This is a genomic window from Serratia sp. D1N4, assembly GCF_054552755.1.
On the sequence record NZ_CM137274.1, the window covers coordinates 1,624,568 to 1,643,114 of the forward strand.

An 18,547-nucleotide genomic window follows, 5' to 3' on the forward strand; every position below is an offset into this window, starting at 1 on the left:
TATGGATGAATATATCAGGTGAGCCTGGAGCATATAATGAAAGCTGTTCGTAATGGATTTAAATACGTCAATATTGCAGTATTAACTTTAGCTGCGGGATTGTGTTGTTTTACCGCATCTGCTGAGTTGGTATACAACAATCAATCTTCTGCTGATACCACAAATGCTTATCGTCCTGTGGCGAAAGTCGTACCGGAGCTGGCTCAGGTCGTCTTTTATTATCCACAAGGTAATCTTCCAGCAACTATCAATGTGGATCGCGAACTGCAATCAGCATTGCTGCCTGGCGAATTTACCGTGTTTTGTGTGGCGCCGGGTGGGCATGCGATTGAGTCCTACTTCCAGGATCAGCCGTTGTATCAAGGGAAACAGAATCCAGCACATCATCTTAGTGTTAAGGGTTCAGAGACCTATTTCTTGCAAGTAAATCCAGGGGCAAATGGCGGTACGGCGGCCTTGGTTGAAAGGGCGACAGCAGAGGCTGACTTGCAGTCTATGCGTAAGCAAACGCGTATCATCAGCCGTGCTTCACAGGTCAAACCTTGCGAGTATGTCAACGGTGGCGGCGCAGTGCTGATTCAGGAAGGCGTACAGTTCCGTTTTGGCAAGAGCGACTACGGTTCTATTTTGCCGTCCTCAGTGGCTAAATTGGATAACGTAATTGCGTTTCTCAAGCAGGGAAATAGCGCCGCTGACATTCAACTGGTAGGTTACACCGATGCCATCGGTAACCCAGCGTCAAACCAGCGCTTGTCACAGGCCAGAGCCAATACGATCCGCGAGGCATTGATCAATGCTGGCATCAGCGAGAGCCTGATCACTAACGTCAGCGGTATGGGCGTAGCTCAAAGCGCTGAAGGTTGTGTTGCCAGTGCGAATCATCAGGGGGCTGGTTGCAATATCAATAGCCGTCGTGTGGATATTATTGTCAGATAATAGTCCAGTTCTGACTTAGCATTGTTAAACAAAGGGCTACAATAGAAATAGAGTAGCCCTTCTATTTTTGACATTATTGGTGGAGGTGGTATAGAGAGGTTTGATTTTTAGCGTTACCCTCAGAATTCCTTGCTGTTCTATTTTTTTTGGCTGTTAAAAAATACACTTAAATATCCCCGTCCAATAATTTAATCAATTTGACTTTTTGTTTCCTTTGGTTACACAAAAAGGGTTTTCTAGGCATTTTCTTATTTTCTTGGGCTGTATTTTAAGTAGACACTTATGTTCTTTCTTGCAGTGGTCAATATATTCTCTGTGTTAAGATATATCTAATGTTTAGCTTGGATGCTAAATCACAGTCTTTAAGTAAAACCAGGGAAAGATTATGAGTGAACAATTGTCGGTGTCTTCAGAGTTACCGGAGATTCCTGAGGCTCCGGCGATTCAGTCGCGAGAGTTTGACTATATAGAAGACCATGGCAAAGATTCATTGCTGTGGGCCGTTGAATGGTTGTGTCAACACTACAACAAGCTGGCCAGTAAAGAAGTGCTGTATGCCGGGTTACCCCGTGGCGACAAGTTAGAGCCTGAACTGGCGCTGCGCATGCTGGACCAGATCGGTATCGCTGCCGGTTGGATCAAACGCGATCTGGCCAATATCTCCTCTTATCTCTTCCCATTAGTGGTTGCTCGCGCCGACGGGACTTACTGCATTGTCGCCGCGCGAACCGGTAAACGAGGCCACTACGGCTATCAGGTGGTGGTACCTGAAAGTGGCGGTATCATCAGCATTCCGCAGGCGGAGTTGTCAACCACGGGCTATGTCATGGTGGCAAGCCCCAAGCCTAAACTGGATACGCGTCTGGATGATGACATTCTGCCGCAGGCTAATCGTGAAGGTCACTGGCTGTTCTCTACGCTGTGGCGCTATCGGCACTATTTTTACAGTGCGGCCACGGCGGCACTGCTGGCCAACATCCTGACGCTGGCCAGCACCTTTTTCACCATGAACGTCTACGATCGCGTCATCCCGACCCAGGCTTACGTCACCTTGTGGTCATTGGCGATTGGGGTGCTGATTGCCATTGTGTTCGAGTTCACTTCCCGCCAGGTTCGTACCTATCTGATTGATGTGGCGGGTAAAAAGGCTGACCTGATTGTCGGGGCAAAACTGTTCCGTCAGGTGATGGCGATGCGCATGGAAAGCAAGCCGCAATCGACGGGAACCTTCGCCAACCAACTGCGTGATTTCGAGGCCGTGCGTGATTTTGCCACCTCGGCCACGCTGTCGACGCTGTCAGATCTGCCGTTCTGTATCTTGTTCATGTTCGTTATCTACATGATCGGTGGGCAACTGGCGATAGTGCCGCTGGCGGCGGTGCCGATTATCTTGCTGGTCAGCGTCATCATCCAATGGCCGCTCAGCCGTTATATGGGTGAAAACATCCGTGAAATCTCGCAGAAACAGGGGATGTTGATCGAGTCCATTGAAGGGATGGAGGCGCTGAAGGCGGCTCAGGGGGAAGGCGTGATGCAAAAACGCTGGGACGATATCAGCGCGCTGGCGGCCGCTTCCTCGATGAAAACCCGTTACCTTTCGGCGCTGACGTCGAACTTTGTCACCTTTATGCAACAGGTGTGCACCGTGGTGATCGTGGTGTTTGGTGTCTATCTGATCCATGCGGGTGAGCTTACCATGGGGTCGATGATCGGGGTGGTTATCCTGTCCGGTCGTTCACTGGCGCCACTGGCGGCGGTGGTTGGGCTGGCATTACGCTATCAACATGCCAAAACGGCGTTGAAGTCACTGAATCAGCTGATGGATCTGCCGACAGAACGCGATCCGGCGATCAACTACCTGCCGACCCCGAAATTTGACGGCAACCTGCGCTTGAAGAAGGTGGCGTTTGCTTACGCGGTGCCCGGCATGATGGTGCCGCCGTCGATCCTGGATAATATCAATATCACCATCAAGGCCGGTGAGCGTGTAGCGATTATCGGCAGCATCGGCAGCGGCAAGTCAACGCTGTTGCGGGTGATGGCGCGGATTTATCAGCAACGCAGCGGCCAGATCTCGATTGACGGTGTGGATGCAACCCAGGTCGATCCGGCGGACTGGCGCGCGGCGGTCGGGTATGTCGGGCAGGATTGCCGGTTGTTCAGCGGCACCTTGCGCTTCAACGTGACGATCGGCAAGCCGAGCGCCAGCACGGAAGAGTTCCTGCGTGTCGCCCAGATGACCGGGTTGGATCGTATCGCGGCCAAACATCCGCTGGGCTATGACATGCCGGTTGGGGAAATGGGTAACGCGCTGTCCGGTGGGCAGAAACAGCTGGTTGCCCTGGCACGTTGTCTGCTGTTGCGGCCGAAAGTGCTGTTGATGGACGAACCGACCAGCTCCATGGATGCGATGACGGAAACCCTGTTTATTCGCCAGCTGCAAAAAGCCATTGAAGGGCAAACGCTGGTGATTGTGACGCACCGGATGTCCGTGCTGAATATTTTTGACCGTCTGATTGTCCTGGATGACGGGCACGTCATGGCCGACGGCCCGAAAGATCAGGTCATTGCCATGCTGAGTGCCAACGGCCAGAAGAATGGCGCGAAAGTGACCCAACTGAATCAGCCACATTAATCGCAAGCAGGCGGCAACAATCAGCAATACCCCCTCTGTTTCAGGATGCAGGTAGCTCCGGCTGTTGCATCCTGGAAAGTGCTGGGTATCTGCCAACAAGGAACAATCGATGAGCAAGGATGACGTGATATTAGCCATCTCTGATGATGCTGACAGCAGCAGTAAAAAGAGTTTGAGAATAAAAGAGACCGAGGCAAAGACAATTACAGTGAATGCGGCAGACAGAATTGAACCCCAGAAAAAAAATAAGCATAAAAAAGATAATCAGCCCAGCGGAAAAATAGAATCTGAAGACCTGCGGTTTATGAACGATCTGCAGGCTGCGTTAATTTCACAAAAAACGCCGTTCAGTATGATCATGCTGTACACCATTGCGTTGGTGGTGGTGGTGGCCCTGGTGTGGGCGCATATTGCCCGGGTGGAGGAGATTACCCGTGGCGACGGGAAGATTATTCCCGCCAGCCGTGAACAGGTTATTCAGAGCCTGGAAGGCGGTATTCTCGAAGAGCTGAACGTGCGCGAAGGGGATATTGTCGAGAAGGGGCAGGTGCTGCTGAAGATGGATCCGACGCGTGCCGGCTCCAGCTACGGCGAATCTTTGTCGAAAGTCCTGGGGCTCAAGGCGTCTATCGCACGCCTGCGGGCACAATCTTACAATACGCCGCTGGTGTTTCCGCCCGAGGTGCTGGCGGTGCCCAGTATCGTGAATGACGAAACCCAGGCTTACAGCGCCCAACTGAGAACCCTGAATGAGAGTGTGGATGCGCTGAAGAAAAGCCTGTCGCTGGCGGAAAACGAGGTACAGCTTTCTGCGCCCCTGGCCAAAAAAGGTCTGGTGTCGGAGGTGGAAATCCTGCGCCTGCGCAGGCAGGCGAATGAGTTCCAGTTGCAGATTGCCGAACGCACCAACCGTTTTCGCTCGGATGCCAACAGTGAACTGAACAAGCTGGAGTCAGAGCTCGCTCAGGCCGAGGAAATCCTGCGTGGTCGCGAAGACGTGATGCAGCGCACCACGATTGTTGCCCCGGTGCGCGGCACGGTCAACAACATCCGCACCACCACCCGGGGCGGGGTGATCCAGCAGGGGGCGGAAATCATGACGATTATTCCGCTGGAAGATAACCTGCTGGTCGAAGCCCAGGTTAAACCGGCCGACGTGGCCTTTATTCACCCGGGTTTGCCTGCCACGGTCAAAATCACCGCGTACGACTATGCCATTTACGGTGGGTTGAGCGGCGTGGTGGAGCATATCAGTTCCGACACGTTGGTGGATGAAGAGAAAGCCCGTTCTGGCCGCGGGGATTCAACCTATTACCGCGTGTATGTGCGGACTAACCAGGCCGCCTTGCATGTTAAAAACAAAACGTTCCCGATCATTCCCGGCATGATCGCCAACGTTGAAATTCGTACCGGCGAGAAAACGATCCTATCCTATATTCTAAAACCTGTATTAAAAGCCCGTGAAGCGTTCAGGGAGAGATGATCTGATGGTACGCAAGCACAATGAATTCCGCCGGTTAAATGTGGCAATGGCAATCGCGATCTGCCTGCCGTTCTCCCCCCTGATGGCCGCACAGTCAAGAAGTGCGCAGGATATCAACGGATTACCGCCGATGCTGACGGAGGAGGAGTACATGACACTGTTCCATTCTGACCCGTCATCGGCTGGCGAGGCCGGCTCAAAAGAAGCTCCTGATTTTCTTCAGGAGTTAGCGGCTATAGGGGAGCCAAAAGCACCGGTACCCCGTCAGAGCCCGGCGGCCCCTGCGCCGGAAGTGAAGACAGAAGCCGCCCCCGTGTTCAGCAACAACGTGGCGGTGAATAACGTGCAACCGACGGTGACTGCCCGGCAGAATGAAGTGGTTCAGCCGGTTCAGCCGGTTCAGCCGGTTCAGCCGGTTCAGCCGGTTCAGCCGGGCCAAGGCGTCAGCGTGTCAGAGCCGACAAGCCAGCCAGCGATGCCCGTCACGGCCAACGCCCCCCGCTCTTCAGGGCTGATTACACGTATTGAGCCGCCAGCGCCGATTAAAACCACAGAAGCGCCAGTAGTCACCCACACTGGGCGCTTGAGCCAGCCCGTGCAATCAGGCAGCAGCACGCCTGCGGCGCCGGTGGTTGCTGGCAATCAGCCCGCTTTGGTTAACCGCACAGAGCTGCGCACCAAAGCCGATATTGCCACGGAGGCTCCTGCGGCAGGCAACCGGGCGGTGCTGAAAAACAGTAGCGATAACCTCCCTGCGGTTCAGCAGCAGTATCAACCGGATCCGGCGTATGACAAGGTGCGTTGGAACGGCGAGGTTGATGGAGAAAGCGGCAAACGCAGCTTCGAGAGTATGTCTGACGAGGCTTACAGCGGAAAAAGCACTAATCCGTCACGGGCGTTTATGCGCAAAATGGTGTCGATGGCATTGGCGCACAGCCCGGAGATCCGCTCTTCAGAGGCCGACGTTCTGGCTGCGGGTTATTACGTTGATCAGACCAAAGGGCAGCGCTGGCCACAGGTGCAGGTTGGGGTCTCCACGCCGTTAGGCACCCAGGGAGGCAATGCCGATCTGCAACGTAATAACGCTCAGGCCAGTGATACCAGTGGGTCGGTATCTATCACCACGCCAATCTATGATTGGGGCAAGATCAGCAATCAGGTGGACAGCGCTGAAGCTGGCGTCACCGCGGCGGTGAATGCGGAGAGTTACACCAAAGAGCAGTTGGCCTACAGTACCGTGTCAGAGCTGATGAACCTGGGGCGCTATCAGGAAAGCCGCCAGGTGGCGCAGGCCTATGTTGCGCGTATGAAGGAACTGACCGACATGCTGTCGCAGATCGCGGCGGCGGACGGGGGGCGAGCCAGTGAGTTTACCCAGGCGAAGGCGAAGCTGCTTTCAGCCCGCGCCAACCTGGATGATATTGAACACCAGGTGAGTACCAGCCGTATCAGATTGGTGCGTCTGTTGGGCGTCGAGCCGAATTTACCGGAGACGGTGTCCTGGCGAGATTCGGTGATGCCGGCGTCAGTGGCGATCGCTTCGTTGACCAAGAACCCGAACCTGCTGAAATTACAGGCGCAGGCCAAGGCCGCGGAGTATGAAGCCGAGAGCATCAAGTCGTCGGGGTTACCGCAGTTGAACTGGGTGGTATCCAAGAACACGGCTAAAGATATCAATGGTGATGAAACCGGTTGGTATACCGGGCTGAATGTGCAATGGAATGCGTTCAGCGGGGGTTCGCAGACGGCGGCGCAGATGGCGGCGCGCGCTAAAGCCAACGGTGCCCAGCAACAATATGAAGTGGCCTATCGCGATTTGGAATATCAGATCAATAATCTGGTACAGACGCGAGATTCTTCGTTTATGCGCGCGGATGATTTTGATCGGTTGTCAGCAGAAACCGATCGTGTGAGGCAGATGTTTTATGATCAGTGGTACAACCTGGGTACACGCACGCTGCTGGATGTGCTGACGGCGGAAAACGACCACTTTAACAATCAATTGTCTGCAATCAATAATCGTTATGATGGCTATATCTCGAATATTAACGTGATTGCCAGTGCGGCGATGTTGTTGAGCTGGATCGATAAATAACGTAAGACCTTAAAGGTTAAGAGCCTACTGAGGTAGGTTTTTAACCTAAATGGGATAAAGCTAAACGGCTTCTCCTATAAATTCAAGGTGACGAAGTTAGCGCTGTTTGTATGCCATTGAGGTACAGAGGTAAATATGTGATGAATATATTTTATTCGTCCATGAATACTTTTTCTTTGAAAATGAATTTTTTTGATGATCTCTGATGAATTTACCCTCAAAAATTAGTCCAAGATATTATAAGAGAGGATTATATGTATTCCGTATTGGTTATCGATGAATCCCCCACAATATTGGTTGCCATCAAATCACTCTTGATGCAGTCAGATTCATTTAAGAGAGTCTTTATCGCTGCCAGTAGCAAACAAAGTTTGAATATTGTGAGTGCGAATCACATTGATTTGATTATTACGGATGTAGAACTGCAAGGTGATGACTGTTTTTTATTATTGAAAAAAATAAAAAGAGAGTTTCCGAAGATCAAATCCCTTTTTTTTTCTTCTAAAAATGAATCTATCTATTCGCTACGGGCGCTTGAGGCCAAGGCCAATGGATTCATCAGTAAAGGGAAGGATGTTGAAGAGATACTCTTTGCCGTACAACACGTCTTGAAAGGATACCTTTTTTTTTCCGCAGAGGTACTCAGTAACGTGTCGGATATGGCCGCCTTGAGTAAAAGTACCCAGCCTAAACGCTCGTTGACCGCACGAGAGATTAGTGTACTGAGATATCTGGTAAAGGGGTTTAAAAATAAGGAGATAGCGGAGAGTCTTTTTATCAGTGAAAAAACGGTGAGTACTTATAAAACCCGAATTATGGCAAAGCTTGGTGTGAAGTCTGTCATCGAAATGGCAAACTATGTGGAACGAAATGACCTGCTGTAAATAATGAACTAGGCTTTGTGCTGAGTTAATGTTTTGATTGGATTTATTAGCATATCTATATTTTAATGTGCTTATTTTTACGCTTGAAAATTGTGGGTTTTCCTACAATACTTTTCATGCTTTCTTATGTTATCTGCGGTTGCTATTAACTAATATATGTAGGATAACCGATAAAATTATCAACGGAATTGATATGAAAACGACATCGAATGGAGCAGTTAACGTCTTGATTGTAACTCAATGCGCATTCACCCGTCTTGCGCTGAATGCGGTACTGGCAGATATGCATCTATCGTCTGGAAAAAAAATCAATGTAGCCCCTGGTGATTTTTTTGAGCAAAATAATCTTGCGATGGATTTTATTATCTGTGCTGACGATCTCTTTAATGGGATTAGCTTGCAAAGTATTTTGAAAATTAAAGCAGCATTACGCTGCGCCAACTTTTCAAGCAAAATGATTTTTTTAGCCTCTAAACCTCATTTTGCTCTCGGCTACTTTATCTCAGGCTTGTGTAGAAAAGAGGGGCACTGTGCTTCGATCGATAAAACGGTAGTGAGCCTTGCGTTGGATTTAAGACGTATTCTTAGTTTCAAGGATATTTTTGGTGAACTACCGTCATGCACATTGATTCTGACGCCTAGAGAAAGGGATATTATTATCGGGCTGATTAAACAGCGGAAACCGGCTTATTTATCCAAAAAATACGCCGTTAATCAGAAAACAATCAGCGCTCACAAAGTGAATGCGCTGCGTAAGCTGAATGTCGATCACCTGAACAGTATCGTCAGTTTGAACGCGCTGACGTGAAAAATGCCGTGGCTGGTTGTTTGAGCTTGCCCCTTCACCATCAGGGAAGGAGCACCGTCATCTATACCCTTCATACTTCAAGTTGCTTGGGTGTTGGCTGCGCTCTGTCGCCTACAAGCAACTCGAATTATTTTGGGTATATTCCTCGTTATTGTTTTATCCAGCCTGGCCAATCAGAAGCGGGTATTCACACTCATAAAATAGGTACGGCCTGGCTCGTTATAGGTGGCTGCGCCTGCGCCATACATATAGGCTCCGGTGACGCTATTCCCGGTGGTCTGCGCATTACCGGCCCGGAACTGGCGTTTATCCAGTAGGTTATCGATACCCGTAGTGACGCTGATATTTTTGGTAAACGCATAGGTGCCGCTTAGGCCAAAGAGGGCGTAAGGGCTGACTTCGCGCTTCTCACTGCCGCTAACCGTTTCACCTTTATAGTTGTATTTTTTCGGCTTCTGACGGCCATACCAGGTCATGGTGGTCTGCATCGACAGATCCTGCGTGGCTTGCCAGCTCAGCGTCGAGTTGATGGTGAACTCAGGAATAATCGACAGGGTATCCCCGGTAGTTTCATTCTTGTTCTCAATCATATAGGTCGCATTATTATTCCAGGCCACGGTGTCGCTGACGGGCACATTCAGCGTTCCTTCCAGACCTTGGATCACCGCTTTTGGCACGTTCTCCCAGCGGTAAATATCAGTCTTGCCGTTGGTGGTGGTACCGGATGGTGCATAACCTGCTTCGATCTTGTTGCGATAGTCGTTACGGAAATAGGTAACGCCTGCCAGCCAACCTTCATGGTGGAATTCCAACCCGATCTCTTTGTTGACGCTGTTCTCTGCCTTCAGATCGTCATTACCGATCAGATAACAGGCTCCGGCGCTGGCTGCACAGCCTTGGCCGCGGCTGTACAGAATGTAGTTACCGTTGTTCTGGAACAGGTTAGGGGCTTTGTAGGCGCGAGCGATGCCCATTTTCAGGGTAAAGTTATCGCCCAGCTCCTGTGACAGGTTGAGCGATGGGCTCCAGTTATCACCGGCTTCAGAGTGATGATCGAAGCGCAAACCCGGCGTCAGCATAGTGCTGTCGGTGACTTCGGCATTGTTTTCGGCAAACAGCGAGAAGATCTTGGCCGAAGAGTAGGGATCGCGGTTAGTGCTATCCACCCCTGGAATGCTGCCGCCTTCTGCCAGCGATTGGCTGGTCGAGGACGGATCTTTCATTTTCTGCTGGTTCCACTCGGTTCCCAAAGTGGCGGTTTGCGGTACCCACATCTCGAACGGAATGCTGATTTCGCTGTGCGCCAGGACATCGTCCAGACGGGTGGTGTTGAAGCTGTCGCTGGAGAAGATCCCTTCGGTGCCGCCAGCCAACCCTTCGGCCAAACGGGTATTGCGGGTGCGCTCAAATTGCAGGTAGTTGGTGGTGCTGACCCCGCTGTCCCAGGCACCGCGATAATTGAGTGCATAGGTGGTGCGGTAAATCCGGTTGGTTTCTTTGCCGTAGTTGCTCTGGACCAGCGCGTTGCTATTGGTGTTCTGGGTATCCCCGGCGTACAGGTTGCCTTGGCGACCATAAGCGTACTGGAATTCCAGTGATTGCAGGTGCGCGAACTCCCAGTGCAGCAGGGCATCGATGTTTTTGTCGATCACCCCCTCACGGCCAGCAGGCAGAGTATTGGCGTAGCTACCGGTACGCTCGGACTGGTGCCCTTGGTTGATATCCCAGGCATCGGCCTGGGTTTTGCTGTAACCACCAAACAGCCGGAAGCTCAGTTGCTCGCTCAGCGGGCCAGACAGGCTGAAGTTGGTACGTTTGGTGGCACCCTCTTCCTTGTGCTGCGGCAGGTTGAAGTAACCGCTCAGCGTGCCGTGCAGATCCTTACTGGCTTGTTTGGTGATGATATTAACAACGCCACCCGCCGCGCCGTTGCCATAGCGCGCGGCTGCCGGGCCGCGCAGCACTTCAATGCGCTCGATCATCTCCGGCGGCACCCAGGCGGTATCGCCACGGGTGTCACGCTCGCCACGCCAGCCTTGGCGCACCGAGTTGCGGCTGCTGACTGGCGTACCGTCGATCAGGATCAGCGTGTTTTCCGGCCCCATACCGCGGATGTCGATCTGGCGGTTGTTGCCGCGCTGGCCGCTGGTAGAGTTACCGGTCAGGTTGACCCCCGGCATGGTGCGGATCAGCTCACTGATGTCACGGGCCGGAGGACGTCTTTTGATCTCTTCGGCGGTGATGGTGGAGACGCCGGGAGCCTGAAGGTTTTGTTTGGCAGCGGTGACCACAATGGTGTCTTCCGCAGCGGTTTCTGCTTGGTTTTCTTCCGGTTGCGCATTCACCGCAGCGGAAAATACAGACGTGCCTAAACCTAACCCGATGAGTGTGGCTAAAGAGTAACGTGATAACTTGCGATTCATGTGAGGTTCCTACCTGGCTACCCTTCTTGCAGCGTGGCTGAAGGGTCGGTTGTAGTTTTATTGTGTCGTCAAAAGTCATAACGGAACCCAACGGTGGGTTTCCGTTCAATGGCTTGGCATCCATCCCTGTTGAAGAATGCCTGCTCTGCTAACTGACCACCACACACTATTGCAAATGAAAATAATTATCAATAGTATTCAGATTACCGTTTGTTTTGGCATGGTGCGCTGTGCCAGCTACACAGTGAGTGGGTGTTTTGAAAACTGAACAACTGCCAGAAAGCAGTAGGTTATTAGCGAGCAAGCATGCAGGGAGCCACGGTTGGTGGCTGGACATTGCCCGGCGCGGAACACCGTTGGTAGAGCCATTGGATAATGGCCGCTGGAAAGTGACGTTTCTCTGGCGCGATCCTCAAGGATGCGAGTTTACCTCGGGCTACCGGCGCGTCTGGCTCCATATTAATTGCCTCACCGATCATCATCAGCCAGCGCCACCGCAGAGCCTGCAACGGCTCAGTGGTTCGGACGTCTGGTATTGGCAGTTGGAGCTGAATGCCAACTGGCGCGGCAGCTACTGCTTTATTCCCTGTATGGACGATCGCCCGCTCCCGCTTCACAGCAGTGATGCCCATGCCAACATGCATAGCGTTCGCCACTGGTGGCAGCAGGTATTTGCCAATGCCACACAGGATCTGCTCAACCCTTATCGCGCCTGGCCCGATGCCGATGGGCACTTTCTCTCTGGTCTGCATATGCCGCAGGCACCGCTTCAGCCAGCCTGGCGCGATTTTGACCGCTACGCCGTTGCCAGCGGACGTTGCACGCCAGCTCCACCCGCCAAGCTGCAACGGTATACCTGGCACAGTCAGCGGTTAGGAACGGAGCGCCACGTCTGGGTATATTCCACCGGGGAAAGCAACCCTGCTAACCGGCCACTGGCCATTTTGCTGGACGGCCAGTTCTGGGCGCAGCAGATGCCGGTTTGGGATCCGCTGATGCAATTGACCCGTGCAAGCAAACTGCCGGAAGCGGTATACCTGCTGATTGATGTCATTGACCAAAAACACCGCGCACAGGAACTGACCTGCAACGATGAATTCTGGCTGGCGGTACAGCAAGAACTGTTGCCGCAGTTGAATGATTGGGCACCGCACAGCGCGGAGGCCGCCAGCACGGTAGTTGCCGGGCAAAGCTTTGGTGGTTTGTCGTCGCTGTATGCAGGGCTGCGTTGGCCCGATCGTTTTGGTGCGGTGATCAGCCAGTCTGGCTCTTTCTGGTGGCCGCGCCGCGATATGTTGCAGTTGCCAACTCTCCCTGAAGACGCCTGTTGGCTGATGCGCCAATTGGAGGCACAGCGGTTGGGCATGCGCGGAAAATTGCAGGTGTTTATCGAGGCAGGAGTGCATGAAAAGCTGATCCACCAGGTGAGCGATCGCATGGTCGATCTGCTGCACGCTGCTGGGCACCGGGTGCAATACCGGGTGGTGGAAGGCGGGCATGACGCGCTGTGCTGGCGTGGTGGCCTGCTGGATGGTTTGCAGGCGCACTGGGCTACGCCCGTCGTCTTTCAGGCTGCTGCGCTTGCCAATACCCTTCACGCATAAGGAACTCGTTATGGAAACCCTGAACCCGTTTGATGATGACCATCAGCGTTGCCGTATTTTGCGTAACGACCAACGGCAATACAGCCTGTGGCCGGATTTCTGCGCGATCCCGGCGGGTTGGGCCAGCGTTTTTGGCCCGGATAGCCGTGGGCAATGCGTTAGCTGGCTGGAACAACATTGGCAAGATCACAGCGTAAGGCGTGATGAGCGATAACAGGAGTAAGTGCTGTGTCAGAGACCTCTATTTTACCCAGCGAGCAGCCGGTGATGGTTGAGCTGCCGTTGGTGGCCGCGCAGCCCGGCATTTGGGTTGCCGATCAAATTTCACCGCACGGCAATGCCTATGCAGTGGCTCATTACATTGAGCTGAACGGCGCGCTGGATCAAGATTGCCTGTTGCAGGCGATCGCGCAGGGATTAACGGAAGTTGATACCTTGCGGCTGCGCTTTGCCGAGCGTGATGGCGTGCCGATGCAGTGGTACGACAGCACGTTGCCGATTATGCCAGCCGAATGGCTGGATTTGCGCGAAGCGGCGGATGCCGAGGCGGCGGCGCATGCGCTGATGCAGATCGATCTGGCCGCCGAGCTGCGGGTCAGCAGCGGCAAACCGCTGTATCGCCATATTTTGCTGCGCCTGGCTGACGATCGTTGGTTCTGGTATCAGCGTTACCATCATCTGGTGGTGGATGGCTTCAGCTTTACCGCCATTGCGCGCCGCATTGCCAATATTTATACCCGCCTGTGCCAGCATCAGTTGCCTGAACCCACGCCTTTTACGCCGTTCAGCAACGTGGTGGCGGAATATCAGCAGTATCAGCAATCGCCGGGCTATCAGCGTGATGCGGATTTCTGGCTGAACAAGGCACGCCAACTGCCGGTGCCTGCCACCCTTTGCCCGCAGCCGTTGGCCGGGCAAGCACCTTCTACCCGCATTCACCGGTTGGCACAAGTTTGCGCCGCGGAAGATTTTGCCCCCTTGGTGGCCGCGGGCCAGCAGCAACAGCTTAGCGCTGCGGATATGGCGATGGCACTGGCTGCGCTGTGGGTGGCGCGCCTGAGCGGCCAACCCAGCTTCAGCGCCGGGTTTATTTTTATGCGCCGCATGGGTTCGGCTGCGCTGTGCGCCACCGGGCCGGTGATCAACGTGCTGCCGGTGGCAATGCATGTCGCTCCCGAGGCAACGCTGGTTGAACTGGCGGCACACATCAGCCGTGAACTTAAAGTGGTTCGCCGCCATCAGCGCTATGACGCCGAACAGGTGCAGCGAGATTTAGGACGAGTGGGTGATGCCCAACCGCTGTATGGCACGGTGTTCAACTTCAAGATGTTCGATTACCAGCTCAATTTTAACGGCATTGCGGGCATTACCCACGATCTGGCCTCCGGGCCGGTACGTGACCTGGAAATTGCGCTGTTTATCGATGACGCGGGCACGTTGAAAATTGAGCTGTTAGCCAACGCCGAGCGTTATCAGCCGGAGGAGTTGAACCAACATTTGCAGCGCATCCCGTTATTGCTGCGCCAGTTTGCGGCACAGCCTGAATTGCCGATCGGTGCTGCCGACATGCTGAGCAAGCAAGATCACGCCTTGTTGGCGCGGGTGAACGACACCGCCTACCCGGTTGCACCGGGAACCCTCAGTGGTTTGCTGGCTGAGCAGGCGGATAGAACACCGAACGCTCCGGCGTTGGCCGATAGCCGATACCAGTTCAACTACCGCGAAACCCGCGCACAGGTTAGCGCCTTGGCTCAACGGCTGGTGGCACAGGGCGTACAGCCGGGGGATATCGTGGCGGTGGCACTGCCGCGTTCAGTATTCCTGTCGCTGGCGCTGATGGCGATTGTCGAAGCCGGAGCAGCCTATTTGCCGCTGGACACCGGCTACCCGGATGAACGCCTCAGTATGATGCTGGAAGATGCAGCACCACGCCTGATTATTACCGATGCTTCTCAACTGCCGCGTTTTGCCGGGCAGGGGGAAGTGTTGCTGTACGATGCGCCGTTGGCAACGGATAGGGTAGCCGTCGATCTCAAAGGCCCAACGCCGCATCATCCGGCCTATATCATCTTTACCTCGGGCTCCACCGGGCGGCCAAAAGGCGTGCTGGTAGGGCATCAGGCGATCGTCAACCGGCTGTTGTGGATGCAGCATCAGTACCCGCTGGCGGCAGGCGATGTGGTGCTGCAAAAAACGCCGTGCAGCTTTGACGTCTCGGTGTGGGAATTCTTCTGGCCGCTGATGGTGGGTGCGCAACTGGTGATGGCACCGCCGCAAGCGCATCGCGATCCGCAACAGCTGTTGGCGCTGATCGCACGCCACAGGGTGACGACGATGCACTTTGTGCCGTCGATGCTGGCGGCTTTTGTCAGCGCGTTAGACAGCGAAAGGGCGATTGCCGATTGCCAACCGCTGCGGCAGGTATTCTGTAGCGGCGAGGCGTTGCCTGCCGAACTGTGCCGCCTGTGGCAAAGCCGCACGGCGGTGCCGCTGCACAATCTCTATGGGCCGACGGAGGCGGCAGTGGATGTCACCTGGCATCCGGCCTGGGGCGAATCGCTGGCAGCGGTGAACTGTGCTAATGTGCCGATCGGCCTGCCGGTGTGGAATACCGGGTTGCGCATTCTGGATGCGCGCCTGCGGCCGGTGCCACCGGGCGTGGCGGGCGATCTTTATCTCACCGGGGTGCAATTAGCGCAGGGGTATCTGGGGAGATCGGATCTGACTGCCAGCCGTTTTGTTGCCGATCCGCAGGGCAACGGTGGGCGTATGTATCGCACCGGTGATGTGGCCCGCTGGTTACCCGATGGAGCGGTGGAGTATCTGGGGCGCAGCGACGATCAGTTGAAAATCCGTGGTCAGCGAATTGAGCTGAGCGAAATCGATCACGCTTTGCTATCACTGCCAGGGGTCAGCCAGGCGGTTACTCATGCGCTGGTGTTGGAAAATAGCGTTACCGATGCTATGGGGGGCGATGCCCGGCAGTTGGTGGGCTACCTGGTTGCCCAGCCTGACGTGACACTGGATACCGCCAGCTTGCGCGCCGCATTGGCCGAGCGTTTGCCGCCCCATATGGTGCCGGTCGCCTTGGTGGAAATGGCTGAGCTACCGCTGAGCGCCAACGGTAAGCTCGATCGCAAAGCGTTACCACAGCCGCAAACCGCAGCCAGAAAAGCCGGGCGTACGGCTGAACCGGGGTTGGAAAGCGCCATCGCAGCGGTGTTTGCCCGCCTGTTGCAGCGCGAGCAGGTGTTTGCCGATGATGATTTCTTCTCTCTGGGCGGCCATTCGCTGCTGGCGATGCGGCTTGCCGCCGAGTTGCGGCGTGACTTAGGTAAAGCGGTCTCGGTGGGGCAGGTGATGGTCGCTTCAAGAGTGGAGCAACTGGCCGAGTTGCTGGCGGAGGATCGTACGCAGGAAGAAGCCGATCGCAGCGGTTTCGACAGCGTATTACCGCTGCGCATCACCGATGGCCCAACGCTGTTCTGCCTGCATCCGGCTTCTGGCTTCTCCTGGCAGTTCAGCGTGTTGCCGCGTTATATCGATCAGCACTGGTCGCTGGTGGGGATCCAATCTCCGCGCCCTGATGGCCCGTTGGCGCTGGGTGAAGATATGGATCAGGTGTGTGACGCGCATCTGGCCACGGTGCTACAGGTGCAGCCGCACGGCCCGTACCACTTTATCGGTTATTCGCTGGGAGGTACCTTGGCGCAGGGCATTGCCGCCCGTTTGCAGGCACGCGGTGAACAGGTGGCGTTCCTGGGGTTGCTGGATACCTATCCGCCGGAAACCCAGAATTGGGATGTGATGCTGGACGATAACGTGCTGAAAGAAGTGCAGCGTGAGCGGGAACAGTTCCTGGCGGTATCGGAGGAGGCGTTGGGGGCCACACAGGGGGCGATGTTCGATCATATCGAAGCCAACTATGCGGATTCTGTACGGCTGTTATCACACACCCATACCGCTCGTTTCCACGGTCAGGCGACGTTGTTTGTGGCGAAACGTACCTTGCAGGCAGGCATGAACGTGCAGCAAACCTGGGCGGAATATGTTGAGGCGTTGCAGGTGCATGAACTGGATTGCGCGCATGTGGATATCGTTTCACCGGCGTCGTTCAAGGTGCTGGGGCCGTTGCTGAATCGGCTGTTGCGGGCGCTTTAGCTATTGTATGGCTTGAAAAAAGCTGGCGAACAGAAAGGGGGAAGTGTTCGCCAGCCAGCCGTTAGGCTAAATCTACATTCTTGCTGCCAAAGAACCAGGTAACGATGAAACCGGAGACATAAGAAATGACCACTCCTACGGCATAAACCGCCATACCCGCGTAAATCCCTTGGGCTGAGGTCATTAACGGCAATGAGACTAATCCTGAAGGCCCAAATACCGTATTAAGCCCGATCGGTAAACCTAGCCAAGCGACCAGGCCGATAAAGAACCCACCACAGGCACCGCCGATACAGGCAGTGATAAATGGTTTGACCCGTGGCAGAGTTACCGCATAAATCAAGGGTTCACCAACGCCTAGCAACCCCGGAATAATCGCTCCTTTGACCTGAGTACGCGTTAATGAATTCTTTTTAGCGCGGAAGTAGAGCGCCAATGCGGCCCCCACCTGCCCACCGCCCGCCATGGCAAGGATTGGAAACAGAGAGTTAAAGCCTTGTGTTTCGATCAGCGCGAAATAGACAGGAATAAATCCTTGGTGAATACCAAATACGACCGAAATTAGGAATAATCCAGCCAAGATCGCTGAACCGAACGGATTACCGTTCAAGTGCATAAACAGCCAAGACATCCCTTTAAACAGCTCACCGCCCAGTGGCATGATGATGGTGAAGGTTAGAGCACCGGTGATCAACAAGGTGAATGTCGAGGTTAAAATCATATCCAGATTGTCAGGGATGATTTTACGGATTTGCCGCTCGATCCACGCGCCAAGAATAGAGGCGATCAATACACCAATAATATTTCCGCGAGGATCGATAGGAAGACCAAAGAAATTATCGATGCCGGAAAAATAGCCTACCGTGGCCTGTGGGTTATAATTCAGCACGAATAATGCGGCAATAATAGCGCCATTGACGCCGGTCCCCCCAAAGGCTTTCTGTGCATTGTAACCAATTAAAATCGGCAGAAAGGTAAACATACCTTTGCCGAAAATTTTCATATAGCCGACAATATGCAGCAGGGTGACATTTTTTTCAGTGGCATTGACGAGAAAGCTTTGTTCCAACAGCGTCGCGAAGCCGAGTAACATCCCAGCCGCAATAAAACCCGGGATTAACGGAGTGAAAATGGTGGCAAATTTTGCAAGAAACTGATGGATCACACTGGTTTGCTTGGCCTTCATCTTACTCTTGTTGTTATTGGCTATGTCGCCAAGATCGTTAGAGGTTGATGTAGCCGCAGGCGTGGCATTATTCGCCGAACCCAACAGGGTATTCATCATTTCTGCTGCAGTTTGCGCTTTACCCGGGCCTAAAATAATCTGCAACTGGTCATCACTGTTGATAACGCCTAAAACACCCGGTATGGCTTTTAACTGTGCCTGATCAATATGCTGATTATCATTCAACGTCAGGCGCAAGCGGGTCATACAATGCCCACAGACTTTGACGTTATCTTTATTTCCAACCAGACTTAAAATATCTGCGATGGTTTTTTCTGTAATTTTTGCCATGA

General features: G+C 53.7%; 11 protein-coding genes. 9 read left to right on the plus strand and 2 right to left on the minus strand.

Annotated features, from left to right (window positions below; genetic code table 11):
- Positions 1 to 36 precede the first annotated feature (36 nt).
- From ACX1CU_RS06950 to ACX1CU_RS06975, 6 genes are all read left to right on the plus strand, one after another.
- A complete protein-coding gene (locus tag ACX1CU_RS06950) occupies positions 37 to 936 on the plus strand; it encodes an OmpA family protein (RefSeq protein ID WP_459401860.1) in 900 nt (299 codons plus the stop codon).
- Between the two features lie 385 nt (positions 937 to 1,321).
- On the plus strand, positions 1,322 to 3,571 hold the full coding sequence (locus tag ACX1CU_RS06955) for a type I secretion system permease/ATPase (RefSeq protein ID WP_459401861.1): 2,250 nt from the start codon (positions 1,322 to 1,324) through the stop codon (positions 3,569 to 3,571).
- A gap of 304 nt (positions 3,572 to 3,875) precedes the next feature.
- Positions 3,876 to 5,054: an HlyD family type I secretion periplasmic adaptor subunit gene (locus ACX1CU_RS06960; RefSeq protein ID WP_459402741.1), complete on the plus strand. Its 1,179-nt coding sequence runs from the start codon at positions 3,876 to 3,878 to the stop codon at positions 5,052 to 5,054.
- Positions 5,055 to 5,058: 4 nt separating this feature from the next.
- Positions 5,059 to 7,149, plus strand: a complete 2,091-nt coding sequence (locus ACX1CU_RS06965) for a TolC family protein (RefSeq protein ID WP_459401862.1) — start codon at positions 5,059 to 5,061, stop codon at positions 7,147 to 7,149.
- A gap of 254 nt (positions 7,150 to 7,403) precedes the next feature.
- Positions 7,404 to 8,033, plus strand: a complete 630-nt coding sequence (locus ACX1CU_RS06970; RefSeq protein WP_459401863.1) for a LuxR C-terminal-related transcriptional regulator — start codon at positions 7,404 to 7,406, stop codon at positions 8,031 to 8,033.
- A 193-nt stretch (positions 8,034 to 8,226) separates the two neighbouring features.
- Positions 8,227 to 8,841, plus strand: a complete 615-nt coding sequence (locus ACX1CU_RS06975) for a LuxR C-terminal-related transcriptional regulator (RefSeq protein WP_459401864.1) — start codon at positions 8,227 to 8,229, stop codon at positions 8,839 to 8,841.
- 173 nt (positions 8,842 to 9,014) lie between these two features.
- On the opposite strand, the gene ACX1CU_RS06980 is transcribed toward ACX1CU_RS06975, so the two are convergent.
- A complete protein-coding gene (locus ACX1CU_RS06980) occupies positions 9,015 to 11,264 on the minus strand; it encodes a TonB-dependent siderophore receptor (RefSeq protein WP_459401865.1) in 2,250 nt (749 codons plus the stop codon).
- Positions 11,265 to 11,521: 257 nt separating this feature from the next.
- On the opposite strand from ACX1CU_RS06980, the gene fes reads away from it, so the two are divergent.
- The 3 genes from fes to ACX1CU_RS06995 are packed head-to-tail and all read left to right on the plus strand — an operon-like array spanning position 11,522 to position 17,029.
- Positions 11,522 to 12,868: an enterochelin esterase gene (gene fes / locus ACX1CU_RS06985; RefSeq protein ID WP_459401866.1), complete on the plus strand. Its 1,347-nt coding sequence runs from the start codon at positions 11,522 to 11,524 to the stop codon at positions 12,866 to 12,868.
- A 10-nt stretch (positions 12,869 to 12,878) separates the two neighbouring features.
- Positions 12,879 to 13,082 carry an MbtH family protein gene (locus ACX1CU_RS06990; RefSeq protein ID WP_459401867.1) on the plus strand — a complete coding sequence of 68 codons (204 nt, stop codon included), beginning with the start codon at positions 12,879 to 12,881 and terminating at the stop codon, positions 13,080 to 13,082.
- A 53-nt stretch (positions 13,083 to 13,135) separates the two neighbouring features.
- Positions 13,136 to 17,029: an amino acid adenylation domain-containing protein gene (locus ACX1CU_RS06995; RefSeq protein ID WP_459402742.1), complete on the plus strand. Its 3,894-nt coding sequence runs from the start codon at positions 13,136 to 13,138 to the stop codon at positions 17,027 to 17,029.
- 61 nt (positions 17,030 to 17,090) lie between these two features.
- Here ACX1CU_RS06995 and murP read toward each other — a convergent pair whose 3' ends face one another.
- The gene (gene murP / locus ACX1CU_RS07000) at positions 17,091 to 18,545 is read right to left on the minus strand and encodes a PTS N-acetylmuramic acid transporter subunit IIBC (protein WP_459401868.1); all 1,455 of its coding nucleotides are present in this window, start codon (positions 18,543 to 18,545) and stop codon (positions 17,091 to 17,093) included.
- Between the last annotated feature and the right edge of the window lie 2 nt (positions 18,546 to 18,547).